Consider the following 13,969-nt stretch of genomic DNA (forward strand, 5'->3'; position numbering starts at 1 on the left):
CGGCCCGTGCCCCCGGCGGGGTGGCGGCCGGCGGCGGCGCGGCCTGCGGAATAACAGGGACTTGTACTAGCAGCGGGCACCCGGCAGGCCCCCGGACCCTCCCGCCCCTAGTGCGTGCCCCGGGAGATCGCACCATTAACAGGCAACGGGGGAAGCAGCCACGGTGGGTGCGCGGCTTCGGCCCGCCGCGGAATCCCCCGTGAATACATGGGGATAAGCAGGAACACGGCGGCCATGGCACGCAACCTGCTACTTCCCATGGCAGCGACTGGCATTGGTTATAACAGGCCATGACAAGTCGTCAAACGTCTTCCCGGCAGGCCCGGTGGGGACGGACTTGATGGAGAAACTTCTGACTTCGTTGCTGGCTGAAATCATTATTGAGGAGCATGAATATGCACGACATGAAGCATTTACTGGCGGGGGCCGTGGCTCTCTCCCTGGTGCCCCTGGGGGCCCTTGCCGAGACCATCACCATCGGCATCGGTCACCAGAGCACGGTGACCAACACGGTGCCCGGTGGGATCATTCTCGAGAAGCTCGAGCTACTGGAGAAGCATCTGCCGAGGGACGGCAAGTACAAGGACGTGGACTACGAGATCGTCTACAAGGACTACACCTCCGGGCCGCCCATCACCAACCAGATGCTGGCGGGCAAGCTGGCCTTCGGCGTCATGGGGGACTACCCCCTCATCGTCAACGGTGCCAACTTCGAGAAGACGGGGCGCGGCGAGAGCCGGTTAATCCTGGTTACCGGCTACAACCTCAAGGGCACGGGCAACGGCATCGTCGTCCCCGCGGACTCCGACGTCTACGCCCTGGAGCAGCTGGCGGGCAAGTCCATCTCCACCCCGGTGGGCAGTGCGGCGTGGGGCATGACCCTCAAGGTGCTGCGGGATCACGATCTGATGGACAAGGTGGAGCTCAAGAACCAGAGCCCGCCCGTGGGCGTGACCAACATCGCCCAGGGCAAGATCGACGCCCATTCGGATTTCTGCCCGTGGTCGGAGGTGATGGAGTTCCGCGGCACCGGCCGCAAGATTTATGACGGCAGCGAGGCGGGTATCCCTACCTTCCACGGCACCGTGGTGGCCAAGTCCTTTGCCGACGAGTACCCGGAGATCGTCCAGGCCTACGTGAACGCGAGCCTGGAGGCCCAGGACTGGATCCACGCCGATCCCGTGCTGGCGGCCACCAAGGTCTCCGAATGGACGGGTGTGGAGAAGGAGGTGCTGTACCTCTACTTCTCCGACGGCGGTATCTCCACCTTCGAGGGTTCCATCAAGCCCCAGTGGGTGGAGGCCCTGAAGTACGACCACGACCTGCTGGTCAAGGAGAAGAATGTCCCGCCCCTGACCTTCGATCGCTGGATAGACCACACCTTCGTCAAGGCGGCCTACGAGGCCCGGGGCATCGACTACGAGTCCCTCAAGCGCTCCGTTGTGACGTCCAACATCACCCATCCCACGGTGCCCGCGGCGGAGCTGTGGCTGGCTGACGAGGGCATCAAGGCCTTCAGCAGCGTGAAGGCCATGACCGAGGCCCTGGCGGCGGCGGAGAAGGCGGGCAAGAAGGTCAACGCCTCCTACGTCTACGACAAGGCCACCGGCCTCAAGCTGTTCGGCCATGTGGCCTTCTACGTGAAGACGCCGGCCGGCGAGCTGGTCACCTTTATGAAGAAGGGCGACGCCGAGGCCTTTGCCGCCGAGGGCACCCTGGTGGCGTTCGCCGATGTGTTCTAGGACGTAGTCCAGAGAGTATGCGGGTTCCGGCCATCGATGGCCGGGACCGGCGCAGAGACACTCGTGGGGGAGTGTTTGGGTGGCGGGTTGCCTTGGCGGCCCGCCACTTTTTTTTGCCTGCCATCCGGGGCCGCGGGCACGTGGAGAGGAACCGGGGGCGTCCCTGAGGTGGGATCGGGCCACTTGTATTCGATCCCGCGCCGTGCCGTCGCCCCTCGGCTGCCGCTATTGGTGCCACCCCGGCCCGCGTGCACCAGGGGGGCGCAGGGGCGCCGGCCGTGGGGTCTGCGAGGCATGGCGGGGAGATTTATGAAAGTTATTTAAAAACAGCAACGTAGAGCTATTTTTTGCGGCGGGCTACGCGCTGGCACGCCCCATGCAGGACCTAGGGCAAGTGTTCATAACCGGTTATGACAAGTGAGGCCGCCGGCCTGCGCATACCGCCCTGGACACCCTGACGTGACGCGCATGGTGCCCCCGGAGCAAGCCCCGGGGCCGCCCTGCCGGAGTTCATTCGCCAGCGCCAGAGGCGCCCTTATCAAGGGTGCCATCGGCGAAGGCGACACCAGCAAAAGCCTACCAAAGGCCCACGAAAGGCAGAGAACAGTCATGACCATGGAGACCAACGCAGCGATCCTCACCGGGGACCAGGAGGACGGGCCGGTGGCCCGCGGCACCCCGCCACCGCGGGCCGCCCTGCGCCAGGTGCAGCCGGCGGTGGCGGAGGCCGGGGCCGGGACGCCCGTCGAAGATGACACCAAGCCCCTGTTCGACAGCTTCCTGGAGGCCCTGCCGGGCCTGCCCTGGGACCGCTACCTGGTGCGCATGGCCGCCATCGTGGGGGCGGTGATTATGTGGCACGTGCTGTCGGTGAACCAGGTATCCGTCATCATTAATTTCGCCAACATCCCCAACCCGGTGGTGGTGAGGAAACAGTTCTTCTATCTGTTGGGCACGGAGGAGTTCTACCGCCACATCTTCGTGAGCCTGGAACGCATCGTCCTCAGCTTCGGTATCGCCGCCGTGCTGGGCATCGTCATCGGCATCCTCATGGGCCGCTCCCGGGTTTTCTCGGACATCATGATGCCCTATATCGAAATCCTGCGGCCCATCCCCGCCGTGGCGTGGATTCCCCTGGCCATCCTCATGCTGCCCACGGAAGAGTCCAGCATCATCTACATCACCACCCTGGGGGCCTTCTTTCCCATCGTGCTCAGCACCCTGCACGGCGTGGAGCAAAACTCCGAGGTCTACGTGCGGGCGGCCAAGTCCCTGGGGGCGGGGCGCTTCGCCATCCTGTGGCACGTGGTGCTGCCGGGGGCCCTGCCCAGCATCATGGCCGGCCTCGCCATCGGCATGGGGGTGGCGTGGTTCTCCCTGCTGGCGGGGGAGATCATCAGCGGTCAGTACGGCATCGGCTACTTCACCTGGAACGCTTACTCCCTGGTGCAGTACGAGCACATCGTCATCGGCATGCTGGTCATCGGTTTCCTCGGCACCCTGTCCACCTGGCTGGTCAAGCAGGCATCGAAGCCGGCCCTGCGCTGGCAGGAGAGCGAGACATGAACCCCCAGACCCTTACAGAAGAGACTGTGGCCCTGCCGGATGTGGACGAGGCCGAAAAGCTGCCGCCGCTGGGCGCCACCCATACCAACCGCCTGCGGGCCGAGCAGGGGCGCGTCGATATCGCCGGCGTGACGGTGGACTTCGGCGGCATCGTGGCCGTCAGCGACGCCTCCTTGCACATCGAGCCCGGCGAGTTCGTGTGCCTGCTGGGGCCCTCGGGCTGCGGCAAGTCCACCCTCATGAACACCGTGGCGGGTTTCGTCGAACCCACCGCCGGTGTCGTCACGGTGGACGGCATCACGGTGGACAGCCCCGGCCTCGACCGCGGCATGGTGTTCCAGCACCACTCCCTGTTTCCCTGGAAGTCGGTGTGCGACAACGTGGCCTTCGGCCCCCTGATGGCGAATCAGGGCAAGGACCAGGCCCGGGCCACCGCCCGTTCCTTCCTGGAGATGGTGGGCCTGAGCGCCTACGCCGACAAATACCCCGGCGTGCTCTCGGGGGGCATGAAGCAGCGGGTGGGCATCGCCCGCGCCCTGGCCAACTATCCCAAGGTGCTGCTGATGGACGAGCCCTTCGGTGCCCTGGATGCCCAGACCCGCCTGGTGATGCAGGAGAACCTGCTGCAAATCTGGAGCGAGTTCGGCATCACCGTGATCTTCGTCACCCACGACATCGACGAGGCCGTGTTCCTGGCGGACCGGGTGGTGGTGATGAGCGCGAGCCCCGGGCGCCTCATCGCGGACATCCCCGTGGAGCTGGAACGGCCCCGCAACCTGTCCATGACCAGCGGCGATGTCTACGTGCGCACCAAGCAGCGCTGCATGGAGCTCATCCGTACCGAATCCAAGCGGGCCTTCGAGCAACAGCGGGGCGGCTGACGGCCGCCGGCCTTGGGCCGCGGGCCACGGTACACGAACGGAACCACATGTAATGACATGTCATAACGACTCCACGCGAGAGCAGCCATGAAAGCCACCCTGGGCACCATCGAGAGCGGTTCCACCCAGCCCCTGTATATGCAGATCAAGACCGCCCTGGCCGGGCGCATCATGGACGGCGACTACCAGCCCCATGAGCGGCTGCCGTCGGAGAGCGAGCTCATGAAGGTGTTCGGCGTGAGCCGTATCACCGTGCGCCAGGCCCTGCGGGACCTCCACCGCGAGGGCCTGGTGTTCAGCGTCCAGGGCAAGGGCACCTTCGTGGCCAAGCCCAAGGCAGTGCAGAGCGTGCAGCGGCTCCAGGGCTTCGGCGAATCCATGATGCCCCAGGGCTACGAGACCTCCACCCGGGTCATCGACCTGCGGGAGACGCGCCCGCCCCAGGACGTGGCGGAGGCCCTGGACATCAAGCGCAGCGACGCGGTGACGGAACTGAAGCGTGTGCGCCACCTCAACAGCGAGCCCGTATCCATCGACCACAGCTTCTATCCCCAGTCCATCGGGGCGCGGCTGGTGGGCGAGGATCTGACCCAGGATGTCTTCCCCCTGCTGGAGAACCGCCTCGGCGTCCAGCTCTCCCACGCCGAGCTCCACATCGAGGCGGTCACCGCGGGGGAGGCAGAGGCCCGGCTGCTGCGCTGCGAACTGGGGGAGCCCGTCCTCAGCATCCGGCGTGCCGTATTCGACGGCGCCGGCAACCGTGTCGCCTTCGAGATCCTCTCCTACCGCGGCGAGTCCTTTCAGTACCACCTCACGGTCTGGCGTTAGCCGTCAACCCTACAAAGCCTCAAGGAGGTTCCCATGCCAAGCAACAGTAAAGATATCGAGACCATGGAAGTGGACGTGCTCGTCATTGGCGGCGGCACCGCCGGTCCCATGGCCGCCGTGCGCGCCAAACAGGCCGATCCCAAGCTGCGGGTGGCGGTGCTGGAGAAGGCCAACGTCAAGCGCAGCGGCGCCATCAGCATGGGCATGGACGGCCTCAACAACGCCGTCATCCCCGGCCACGCCACCCCCGAGCAGTACGTCAAGGAGATCACCATCGCCAACGACGGCATCGTCAACCAGAAGACGGTGATGGCCTACGCCACCCGCAGCTACGACATGATCAACCAGCTCGACGAGTGGGGGGTCAAGTTCGAGAAGGACGAGACCGGGGAGTACAACGTCAAGAAGGTGCACCACATGGGCACCTATGTGCTGCCCATGCCCGAAGGGCACCACATGAAGAAGATCCTCTATCGCCAGCTGCGTCGCCACCGCATCCAGGTGATCAACCGCTACATGGCGACGCGCCTGTTCAACGGCGCCGACGGGCGCATCGCCGGGGCCATGCTGCTCAATACGCGCACCGCCGAGACGGCCGTCATCCGCGCCAAGACCGTCATCCTCTGCACCGGGGCCGCCGGGCGCCTCGGCCTGCCGGCCTCGGGTTATCTCTTCGGCACCTACGAGAACCCCACCAATGCCGGCGATGGCTACAGCTTCGCCTATCACGCCGGGGCCGAGCTCTCCGGCCTCGAGTGCTACCAGATCAATCCCCTCATCAAGGACTACAACGGCCCCGCCTGCGCCTACGTCACCGGCCCCATGGGGGGCTACACGGCCAACGCCACGGGCGAGCGCTTCATCGAATGCGACTACTGGAGCGGCCAGATGATGTGGGAGTTCCATCGCGAGCTGGAGGGCGGCAAGGGGCCGGTGTTTCTCAAGCTGGACCACCTGGCCGATGAGACGGTGGCGGAGATCGAGGAGATCCTCCACTCCAACGAACGCCCCAGCCGCGGCCGCTTCCACGAGCAGCGCAGCACTAACTACCGGGAGAAGATGGTGGAGATGCACATCTCCGAGATCGGCTTCTGCAGCGGCCACAGCGCCTCGGGGATCTGGACCGACGAGCATGCCCGCACCACGGTGCCGGGCCTCTACGCCGCCGGCGACGTCGGCTCGGTGCCCCACAACTACATGCTCGGGGCCTTCGTCTACGGTGCCCTGGCGGGGGAGGACGCCGCCGCCTACTGTGCCGACCATGAAATGCCCGCCATCGCCCTCGGGGACATCGCCCGGGAGCAGGAACGGATACTGGCCCCCCTGGAGCGCCAGGACGGCATCCCGCCCCATCAGATCGAGTACAAGCTGCGGCGCTTCGTCAACGACTACCTGCAGCCCCCCAAGGTCACCCGCAAGATGGAGATCGGCCAGGAGCGCTTCGATGAGATCCGCGCCGATCTCCAGCACATGAGGGCCGCCGACGGCCACGAGCTCATGCGCGCCAACGAGCTGCAGTTCATTCTCGATTGCGCCGACATGGCGGCCGCCGCCTCCCTCTACCGCACCGAGAGCCGCTGGGGCCTCTACCACCATCGAGTGGATCACCCGGACACCGACAACGACAACTGGTTCGTGCACGTCCAGACCCGGAAGGGGGAGGACGGCATGCCCGTCAATTTCAAGCGCGACATCGACCCCTACGTGGTCGAGCTGGACGACGAAGAAAAGGTGGCCTACCAGCAGCTGCGGGTAGGCTCCGGTCAGGCCACTTCCTGAGGAGATTCACCATGCCACTGGCAAGCTTGAGCAACAGCGTTCCCGTAACGGTGAACGAAGAGGCGTGCATCGCCGACAAGGGATGCACGGTGTGTGTGGACGTGTGTCCCCTGGACGTGCTGTTCATCGACAAGGAGCGGGGCACCGCCTTCATGAAGTACGACGAGTGCTGGTACTGCCTGCCGTGCGAGAAGGACTGCCCCACCAACGCCATCACCGTCAGCATTCCTTATCTGCTGCGCTAGGCCCACAAGCAACACCGAGGACTGGAGGGTCCAGAACAATGACACTGACATTCGACGAAGCACCGGACCTGGAGGACATCCGCGAGCGCTATGGCAGCGCCGACGCCGCCGTGCGGCGGGTGGCCATCATGGACCTCATCGATGCCGGCGAGGACGAGGAGGGCATCGCCCTGGCGGTGAGCGCACTGTCCGATGCCGACCACAGCGTGCGTGCCGAGGCCGCCATGGTGCTGAACGAGTTCCAGGGCGAGGCGGTCATCGCCGCCTTGCTGGAGGCCCTGGGGGACGAGGATGCGGGGGTGCGCGAGGCCGCCGCCGAGAGCCTGGCGGAGAACAAGGACCCGGCGGCCGGGCCCGCCATCCTCGCGCGTCTGGACCACCCCGATGCCTTCATCAAGGCCGCCTGCCTGCGGGCCCTGCGTGACCTCAGGCTGCCCGAGGGCCAGGGCGCGGGGCTGGCGGGCCTCGGCCACGAGGACCCGGCGGTGCGCCGGGAGGCGGTGGGGGTGCTGGCCTACCTGCGCAGCGACGAAGTGCTGCTGGCCCTCATGGATGCCGCCCGCAACGACCCGGACCCCCACGTGCGCCGGGTAGGGGTGGGCTCCCTCATCTACAGCCGCACCGGTCAGGCCGCCCAGGCGGTGGTGCACGCCCTGACGGACGACAACTGGCAGGTGCGGGAGGAGGCCGCCTTCATCGCCGGCAAGGTGGGAGACGTAGCGGCGGTGCCGGCCCTCGTGGAGGCCATGGGCGACGACTACTGGCAGGTGCGGGTCAAGGCCGCCGCCAGCCTGGGGGTGTTGAAGGACCCGGCCGCGGTGCCGGTGCTGGGCCAGGCCCTGTCCTTCAACATCAGCAACCTGCGCAAGGAGGCTGCCGCCGCCCTAGGCGAGATCGCCAGCGAGGACGCACGTCCCTTCCTGGAGGCCGCCAGCAAGGACGTGGACCCGGACGTGCGCAAGGTGGCGCGCTGGGCCATCGGCCGCATCGACGCCGCCTGAGGAGACCGCCATGACCTATGTAGTGGGAGAGAACTGTATCCGTTGCAAGTACACCGACTGCGTGGAGGTGTGCCCGGTGGACGACTGTTTCCGGGAAGGGGAGAACTTCCTGGTCATCGATCCGGAGACCTGCATCGACTGCTCCCTGTGCGTGCCCGAGTGTCCGGTGGAGGCCATCTATGCCCTGGACGACGTGCCGCCCGGGCAGGAGGCCTTCATCGCCCTCAACGCCGAACTGGCGCGCTCGTGGCCGGGGATCAGCGCCGCCGGCGACCCCCTGCCGGACGCCGAGACGTGGGCGGACGTGCCGGACAAGCTCCAGTACCTGGCGCGCTGATGGCACCGGTACGCCGCTTTATGGGCGGGGCCCCGGCGCCTGGAACGGCCCGGGGCCATGTCGCAGGAGGGCCGTCGTGGCGGAATACCTGACCCTGCTGTTCGGCACCATCTTCGTCAATAACCTGGTGCTGTCCCGCTTCCTCGGCCTGTGTCCCTTCATGGGGGTGTCGAAGAAGACCGAGACGGCCCTGGCCATGGGCATGGCCACGGCCTTCGTGCTGACCCTGTCGTCGGTCACCAGCTACCTGGCCAGCACCTACCTGCTGGTGCCCCTGGGGCTCGAGTATCTCAAGACCGTGGTGTTCATCCTGCTTATCGCGGTGGTGGTGCAGTTCACCGAGATGGTGCTGCACAGGACCAGTCCATTGCTCTACAACGTGCTCGGTATCTACCTGCCCCTCATCACCACCAACTGCGCGGTGCTCGGGGTGGCCCTGCTCAACGTGCAGCAGGGCCACGACTTCGTGGCCTCGGCCCTCTACGGTTTCGGCGGCGCCGTGGGTTTCACCCTCGTCATGGTGTTGTTCGCCTCCATCCGCGAGCGCCTCGAGGTGGGGGATGTCCTCCCTTCCTTCCGCGGCGCCCCCATCGCCCTGGTGACCGCCGGCTTTATGTCGGTGGCCTTCATGGGCTTCGCCGGCATGGCCTGAGGCCGCCATGGAAGCCGTAACCCTCCTCACCCTGCTGGCCCTGGTGTTCGGCCTCGGCCTCGGCATCGCCGCCATCCGCCTGCGGGTGGAGCAGGACCCGGTAGTGGACCGAGTCGACGCCATCCTGCCCCAGACCCAGTGCGGCCAGTGCGGCTACCCCGGCTGCCGACCCTACGCCGAGGCCCTGGCGGCGGGGGAGGCGGACATCAACCAGTGCCCGCCGGGAGGGGATGCCGGCATGCGCGCCCTGGCGGACCTCCTGGGCAAGGATCCCAAGCCCCTGGCGGGCGCCGACGGCGAGGTGGGGGCCGCCGATCCGGTGCCCATGGTGGCGGTGGTGGACGAGAGCACCTGCATCGGTTGCACCAAGTGCCTGCAGGTCTGCCCGGTGGATGCCATCGTCGGGGCACCCAAGCACAAGCACACCATCATCGAGGCTTACTGCACCGGCTGTGAGCTGTGCCTGCCGCCCCTGTGCCCGGTACCGGAATGCATCGTCATGGTGGCGGTGGCGCCCACGGCGGCCACCTTCAAGTGGTCCTACCCCCTGACGGCGGCGGGGGGGCGGGTGGCATGAAGGGCTTGTGGCGCTTCCCCGGCGGCCTGCGGCTGGCCGGTGCCAAGGGGTCGTCCGGCGACGGCCCCATCCTGCCCCTGGCCCCGCCGCCCCGGGTCTATCTGCCCCTGCGCCAGCATGTCGGGGCCCCCGCCCGGCCGGTGGTGGAGGTGGGGCAGGCGGTGGCCCGGGGGGAGTTGGTGGCGGAGGCCGGCGCCTTCGTGAGCGCCGCGGTTCACGCATCCATCGCCGGCCGGGTGGTGGAGATCGGCGACCACGAGCTGCCCCATCCCCCGGGGGTGGCCGAAACCTGCGTGGTCATCGCGGGGGAGGGCGGGGAGGAGGAGGCCAGAGCGGAGGTGCCCCTGGATCCGGACGAGGCCACTGTAGAGACCCTGCGGGAACGGGTGCGGGCGGCGGGCATCGTCGGTCTCGGCGGGGCCGCCTTCCCCTCGGCGGCCAAGCTCAAGCCGTCCCGTCCCATCCACACTCTGGTTATCAACGGCGTGGAGTGCGAGCCCTATATCACCTGCGACGACGCCCTCATGCGCCACCGTCCCGAGGCGGTGATCCGGGGCGCCCTGGTGCTGCTGCGGCTGGTGGCGGCTGAACGCTGCCTGGTGGCGGTGGAGGACAACAAGCCCGCCGCCGCCGCCGCCCTGCGGGAGGCCGTGGCGGCGCTGGCCGCGCGGTCCCCCGAACCCGTGCCGGATATTGCGGTGGTGGAGGTGCCCACGCGCTTCCCGGCCGGCGGCGAGAAGCAGCTGGTGTGGACCCTTACGGGCCGCGCCGTGCCCCGCGGCGGCCTGCCCTACGAGGTGGGGGTGGTGTGTCTGAACGCCGGCACCACGGCGGCGGTGGACGCCGCCGTCCACGACGGCCGGCCCCTGGTGTCCCGCGTCGTCACCGTGACCGGCCCTGGCATCCGCCGGCCGGGTAACTTCGAGGTGCCCCTGGGCACCCCGGTGCGGCATCTGCTGGAGGCCGCCGGGGGTACCACGGCGAAGGCGGTGGAGCTGGTGATGGGGGGCCCCATGATGGGGCGCCGGCTGGAGACCGCGGACACCATGGTGGTGAAGGGCACCAACTGTATCCTGGTGACACCGCGCCCGGATATCGCCCCGCCCCGGGTCATGCCCTGCATCCGCTGCGGCCGATGCGCCGCCGCCTGCCCCATGAACCTGCTGCCCCAGCAGCTCTACTGGCATGCCCGCGGGCGCACCTTCGACAAGCTCGAGCCTTACGGCCTGAAGGACTGCATCGAGTGCGGCTGCTGCGCGGTGGTGTGTCCCTCCCATATCCCCCTGGTGTCCTTCTTCCGCTACGCCAAGACGGAGCTGGCGGACCGGGAGCGCCGGCGCCACCGGGCGGAGGAGTCGCGGGCCCGCACCGACGCCCGCAACGCCCGCCTGGAACAGCAGCGCCAGGAGCGGGAGGCGCGCAAGGCCGCCCGCAAGGCGGCCCGCGCCCGCCCCCGATCGGCGCCAGCCAGTGACGAGGCAGTGGAAGACACCGACGCGGCACCGCCGCGGGCCGCGGGCGGTGCGTCATGAAGGCGCACGATCCCCTGCGCGTGGATGCGGCGGGCGCGCCCTATATCACCCCGGCCCCCGGGGTGGGGCGGGTGATGGTGCTGGTGGTGGCGGCCCTTGTGCCCGGCATCGCCGCCCACGTGGCCCTGTTCGGCTGGGGACTGCTGGTGAACATCACCCTGGCGGTGGCCGCGGCCCTGGTCTTCGAGGCCCTCATGCTGGCCATCCGCGGGCGCCCGGTGGTGTCCTTCCTGGCCGACGGCAGCGCCGTGGTCACCGCCGTCCTGCTGGCCCTGTGCCTGCCCCCCATGGCGCCGTGGTGGCTGCCCGTGACCGGCGCCTTCATCGCCATCGTCGGGGCCAAGCAGTTGTACGGGGGACTCGGCTACAATCCCTTCAATCCGGCCATGGCGGGCTATGCGGTGCTGCTCATCGCCTTCCCCCTGGAACTCAGCACCCGGACCCTGCCCCTGGCGCTGCAGCAGGCGCCGCCCGACCTCGCTGCCACCATCGCCTACAGCCTCGGCGGGGGCGGCGCCGCCGGCCTCGATGCCATGACGGCGGCGACACCCCTGGACCGCCTGCGCACCGGCGTGGGGCTGGGGCAGGCCATGGCGGAGATCCGCGCCGCACCCGTGTTCGGGGCCCTGGCGGGCCGGGGCATGGAGTGGGTGAACCTGGCCTTCCTGGCGGGCGGCGTGGTGCTGGTGGCGCTGCGCATCATCAGCTGGCACATCCCGGTGAGCATGCTGGCGACCCTCGCCGCCGTCGCCGGCATCGCCCACCTGGCGGGGCCGGAGCACTACGCCGATCCCCTGTTCCATCTCCTCGGCGGGGCCACCATGCTGGGGGCCTTCTTCATCGCCACGGATCCCGTCACCGCGGCCACCACCCCGGCCGGCAAGCTGGTCTACGGCGCCGGCATCGGTCTGCTCATCTACGCTATCCGCGCCTGGGGCGGCTATCCCGACGGTGTGGCCTTCGCCGTGCTTCTCATGGGCCTCACGGTGCCCCTGCTGGATACCTACCTGCGGCCACGGATCTTCGGCGCCCGGCGCGCCCGGGTGCGGGATGGTTCCTGAGGGGCGGGGGCCCCTGGTGGCCGGGGGCGTGCTGGCGGCGGCGGCCTTTGCCGGGACCCTGCTGCTGGCGGTCACCGACAGCCACACGGCCCCCTACATCGCCGCCAACGAATACGCCCGCATGCTGCGCCAGCTCACCGCCGTGATGCCCGCCGGCGGCTACGACAACGATCCCGTGGGAGACACCCGGGCGCTGCGCGACCCCGACCTCCTGGGCACCCCGGAGGCGGTGAAGGTCTACCGCGCGTGCCGCCAGGGCAGGCCCGTGGCCGTGGCCTTCGCCGTGGTGGCCCCGGACGGCTATGGCGGGCCCATCCGGCTCATGGTGGGCATCAGCGCCGCCGGGGTGGTGTCGGGGGTGCGGGTGCTCCATCACCGCGAGACGCCGGGCCTCGGGGATGACATCGAGACCCGCCACAGCGACTGGATCGAGTCCTTCCGCGGCACCTTCCGGGGCGCCCCTCCCGACAAGGACTGGAAGGTGAAGCGGGACGGCGGCGTCTTCGACCAGTTCACCGGTGCCACCGTGACCCCGCGGGCGGTGGTGGCCGCGGTGCACCGCGCCCTGGTGTTCTTCCAGCGCCATCGTGACGAACTGCTGCACGGCGATCCCCCACCCCCACCGGCGACCACCCCAGGAGACCCGTCATGACCGAATCCACCCATGGCCGGCTCATGCGCCAGGGCCTGTGGCACAACAACCAGGCCCTGGTGGCCCTCCTCGGTCTGTGCCCCCTGCTGGCGGTGACCTCCACCGTGGTCAACGGCCTCGGCCTCGGCCTCGCCACCCTGGCCACCCTGGTGACCACCAACGTCATCGTGTCCGCGGGGCGGCCCTGGATCCGCAAGGAGGTGCGCATCCCCATGTTCGTGCTCATCATCGCCTGCGTGGTCACCACCATCGAACTGCTCATGAGCGCCCACATGGAGGCCCTGTTCCTGGCGCTGGGGATCTTCCTGCCCCTCATCGTCACCAACTGCGCGGTCATCGGCCGCGCCGAGGCCTTCGCCTCCCGCAACCCCGTGGGCCACGCCGCGATGGACGGCTTCGCCATGGGGCTGGGTTTCCTGGCCGTGCTGGTGGCCCTCGGGGCCCTGCGGGAGCTGGTGGGTCACGGCACCCTGATGCGGGACGCGGATATCCTCCTCGGACCCTGGGCGGCCCACCTCGAGGTACGGCTGTGGGCGGACTACCGCGGCTTCCTGCCGGCGGTGCTACCCCCCGGGGCCTTCGTGGGCCTGGCTCTGCTTATCGCCCTGAAGAACAAGCTCGACCGCCTGGCGGCCCGGCGCCGCGCCGGCGGCCGCGGGCCGTTCGCGGTCTGGCGCGGCCTCGACCGGGCCCCAGCGGCCGAGAGGATCATGACCGATTAGGTCTCGATGTCCGATTGAAACCTGCAGTCGGCCGGATGTCGGGATGAATGCCGATCTACATCCGTGCCGCTGGAACCGGCGGTGGTGTATCCGTAGGTCGGGCTGTAGGTCGGACTTCAGTCCGACAGCCCGCAGGAGGGTTCCGATCCGGCCCGGGATGCGTGCGGCGCGGTTTGGATGTCGGGATGAATCCCGACCTACATCCGAGCCGCTGGAACCGGCGGTGGTGTATCCGTAGGTCGGGCTGTAGGTCGGACTTCAGTCCGACAGCCCGCAGGAGGGTTCCGATCCGGCCCGTGGTGCGTGCGGCGCGGTTTGGATGTCGGGATGAATCCCGACCTACAGTCGTGCCCCGGGAACGGGCGGTGGGGGATATTTGTAGGTCGGGCTGTTG

Annotated in this window: 14 protein-coding genes; all 14 read left to right on the plus strand. The window is 68.4% G+C overall.

The genetic code is table 11. The features are described from left to right. The first annotated feature begins 404 nt into the window (after window positions 1-404). Window positions 405-1,742 carry an ABC transporter substrate-binding protein gene (locus tag U5S82_19075; protein ID MDZ7753684.1) on the plus strand — a complete coding sequence of 446 codons (1,338 nt, stop codon included), beginning with the start codon at window positions 405-407 and terminating at the stop codon, window positions 1,740-1,742. An 825-nt stretch (window positions 1,743-2,567) separates the two neighbouring features. After that, entirely contained in the window at window positions 2,568-3,308 is a 741-nt protein-coding gene (locus U5S82_19080; protein ID MDZ7753685.1) for an ABC transporter permease, read from the plus strand. Beyond that, on the plus strand, window positions 3,305-4,189 hold the full coding sequence (locus U5S82_19085) for an ABC transporter ATP-binding protein (GenBank protein MDZ7753686.1): 885 nt from the start codon (window positions 3,305-3,307) through the stop codon (window positions 4,187-4,189). The genes U5S82_19080 and U5S82_19085 overlap by 4 nt, the downstream gene beginning before the upstream one ends. An 87-nt stretch (window positions 4,190-4,276) precedes the next feature. Beyond that, entirely contained in the window at window positions 4,277-5,017 is a 741-nt protein-coding gene (locus U5S82_19090) for a GntR family transcriptional regulator (protein MDZ7753687.1), read from the plus strand. A 33-nt stretch (window positions 5,018-5,050) separates the two neighbouring features. After that, a complete protein-coding gene (locus tag U5S82_19095; GenBank protein MDZ7753688.1) occupies window positions 5,051-6,796 on the plus strand; it encodes a fumarate reductase/succinate dehydrogenase flavoprotein subunit in 1,746 nt (581 codons plus the stop codon). An 11-nt stretch (window positions 6,797-6,807) separates the two neighbouring features. Then, on the plus strand, window positions 6,808-7,041 hold the full coding sequence (locus U5S82_19100) for a ferredoxin family protein (GenBank protein MDZ7753689.1): 234 nt from the start codon (window positions 6,808-6,810) through the stop codon (window positions 7,039-7,041). A 38-nt stretch (window positions 7,042-7,079) separates the two neighbouring features. Beyond that, the gene (locus U5S82_19105) at window positions 7,080-8,042 is read left to right on the plus strand and encodes a HEAT repeat domain-containing protein (GenBank protein ID MDZ7753690.1); all 963 of its coding nucleotides are present in this window, start codon (window positions 7,080-7,082) and stop codon (window positions 8,040-8,042) included. A 10-nt stretch (window positions 8,043-8,052) separates the two neighbouring features. Beyond that, entirely contained in the window at window positions 8,053-8,379 is a 327-nt protein-coding gene (fdxA, locus tag U5S82_19110; GenBank protein MDZ7753691.1) for a ferredoxin FdxA, read from the plus strand. 76 nt (window positions 8,380-8,455) lie between these two features. Then, window positions 8,456-9,031: an electron transport complex subunit RsxA gene (gene rsxA / locus U5S82_19115; protein MDZ7753692.1), complete on the plus strand. Its 576-nt coding sequence runs from the start codon at window positions 8,456-8,458 to the stop codon at window positions 9,029-9,031. A 7-nt stretch (window positions 9,032-9,038) separates the two neighbouring features. Further along, window positions 9,039-9,608, plus strand: coding sequence for an electron transport complex subunit RsxB (gene rsxB / locus U5S82_19120; GenBank protein ID MDZ7753693.1), 570 nt, complete (start codon window positions 9,039-9,041; stop codon window positions 9,606-9,608). Beyond that, window positions 9,605-11,140: an electron transport complex subunit RsxC gene (rsxC, locus tag U5S82_19125; protein MDZ7753694.1), complete on the plus strand. Its 1,536-nt coding sequence runs from the start codon at window positions 9,605-9,607 to the stop codon at window positions 11,138-11,140. Before rsxB ends, rsxC begins: the two co-directional genes overlap by 4 nt. Then, window positions 11,137-12,201: an RnfABCDGE type electron transport complex subunit D gene (locus U5S82_19130; GenBank protein ID MDZ7753695.1), complete on the plus strand. Its 1,065-nt coding sequence runs from the start codon at window positions 11,137-11,139 to the stop codon at window positions 12,199-12,201. Before rsxC ends, U5S82_19130 begins: the two co-directional genes overlap by 4 nt. Next, the gene (gene rsxG / locus U5S82_19135) at window positions 12,191-12,853 is read left to right on the plus strand and encodes an electron transport complex subunit RsxG (protein ID MDZ7753696.1); all 663 of its coding nucleotides are present in this window, start codon (window positions 12,191-12,193) and stop codon (window positions 12,851-12,853) included. Before U5S82_19130 ends, rsxG begins: the two co-directional genes overlap by 11 nt. Beyond that, the gene (locus U5S82_19140; GenBank protein ID MDZ7753697.1) at window positions 12,850-13,575 is read left to right on the plus strand and encodes an electron transport complex subunit E; all 726 of its coding nucleotides are present in this window, start codon (window positions 12,850-12,852) and stop codon (window positions 13,573-13,575) included. The genes rsxG and U5S82_19140 overlap by 4 nt, the downstream gene beginning before the upstream one ends. Window positions 13,576-13,969: the final 394 nt, after the last annotated feature.

It is taken from the genome of Gammaproteobacteria bacterium, assembly GCA_034522055.1.
Lineage (GTDB): Bacteria > Pseudomonadota > Gammaproteobacteria > JAABTG01 > JAABTG01 > JAABTG01.

Bases quoted from the DNA above. Each gene is read 5' to 3' on its own strand.
- U5S82_19090 (MDZ7753687.1), top strand. From the start codon at position 4,277: ATGAAAGCCACCCTGGGCACCATCGAGAGCGGTTCCACCCAGCCCCTG.
- fdxA (MDZ7753691.1), top strand. From the start codon at position 8,053: ATGACCTATGTAGTGGGAGAGAACTGTATCCGTTGCAAGTACACCGAC.
- U5S82_19105 (MDZ7753690.1), top strand. From the start codon at position 7,080: ATGACACTGACATTCGACGAAGCACCGGACCTGGAGGACATCCGCGAG.
- rsxB (MDZ7753693.1), top strand. From the start codon at position 9,039: ATGGAAGCCGTAACCCTCCTCACCCTGCTGGCCCTGGTGTTCGGCCTC.
- U5S82_19085 (MDZ7753686.1), top strand. From the start codon at position 3,305: ATGAACCCCCAGACCCTTACAGAAGAGACTGTGGCCCTGCCGGATGTG.
- U5S82_19095 (MDZ7753688.1), top strand. From the start codon at position 5,051: ATGCCAAGCAACAGTAAAGATATCGAGACCATGGAAGTGGACGTGCTC.
- U5S82_19100 (MDZ7753689.1), top strand. From the start codon at position 6,808: ATGCCACTGGCAAGCTTGAGCAACAGCGTTCCCGTAACGGTGAACGAA.
- rsxG (MDZ7753696.1), top strand. From the start codon at position 12,191: ATGGTTCCTGAGGGGCGGGGGCCCCTGGTGGCCGGGGGCGTGCTGGCG.
- U5S82_19130 (MDZ7753695.1), top strand. From the start codon at position 11,137: ATGAAGGCGCACGATCCCCTGCGCGTGGATGCGGCGGGCGCGCCCTAT.
- U5S82_19075 (MDZ7753684.1), top strand. From the start codon at position 405: ATGAAGCATTTACTGGCGGGGGCCGTGGCTCTCTCCCTGGTGCCCCTG.
- U5S82_19080 (MDZ7753685.1), top strand. From the start codon at position 2,568: ATGGCCGCCATCGTGGGGGCGGTGATTATGTGGCACGTGCTGTCGGTG.
- U5S82_19140 (MDZ7753697.1), top strand. From the start codon at position 12,850: ATGACCGAATCCACCCATGGCCGGCTCATGCGCCAGGGCCTGTGGCAC.
- rsxC (MDZ7753694.1), top strand. From the start codon at position 9,605: ATGAAGGGCTTGTGGCGCTTCCCCGGCGGCCTGCGGCTGGCCGGTGCC.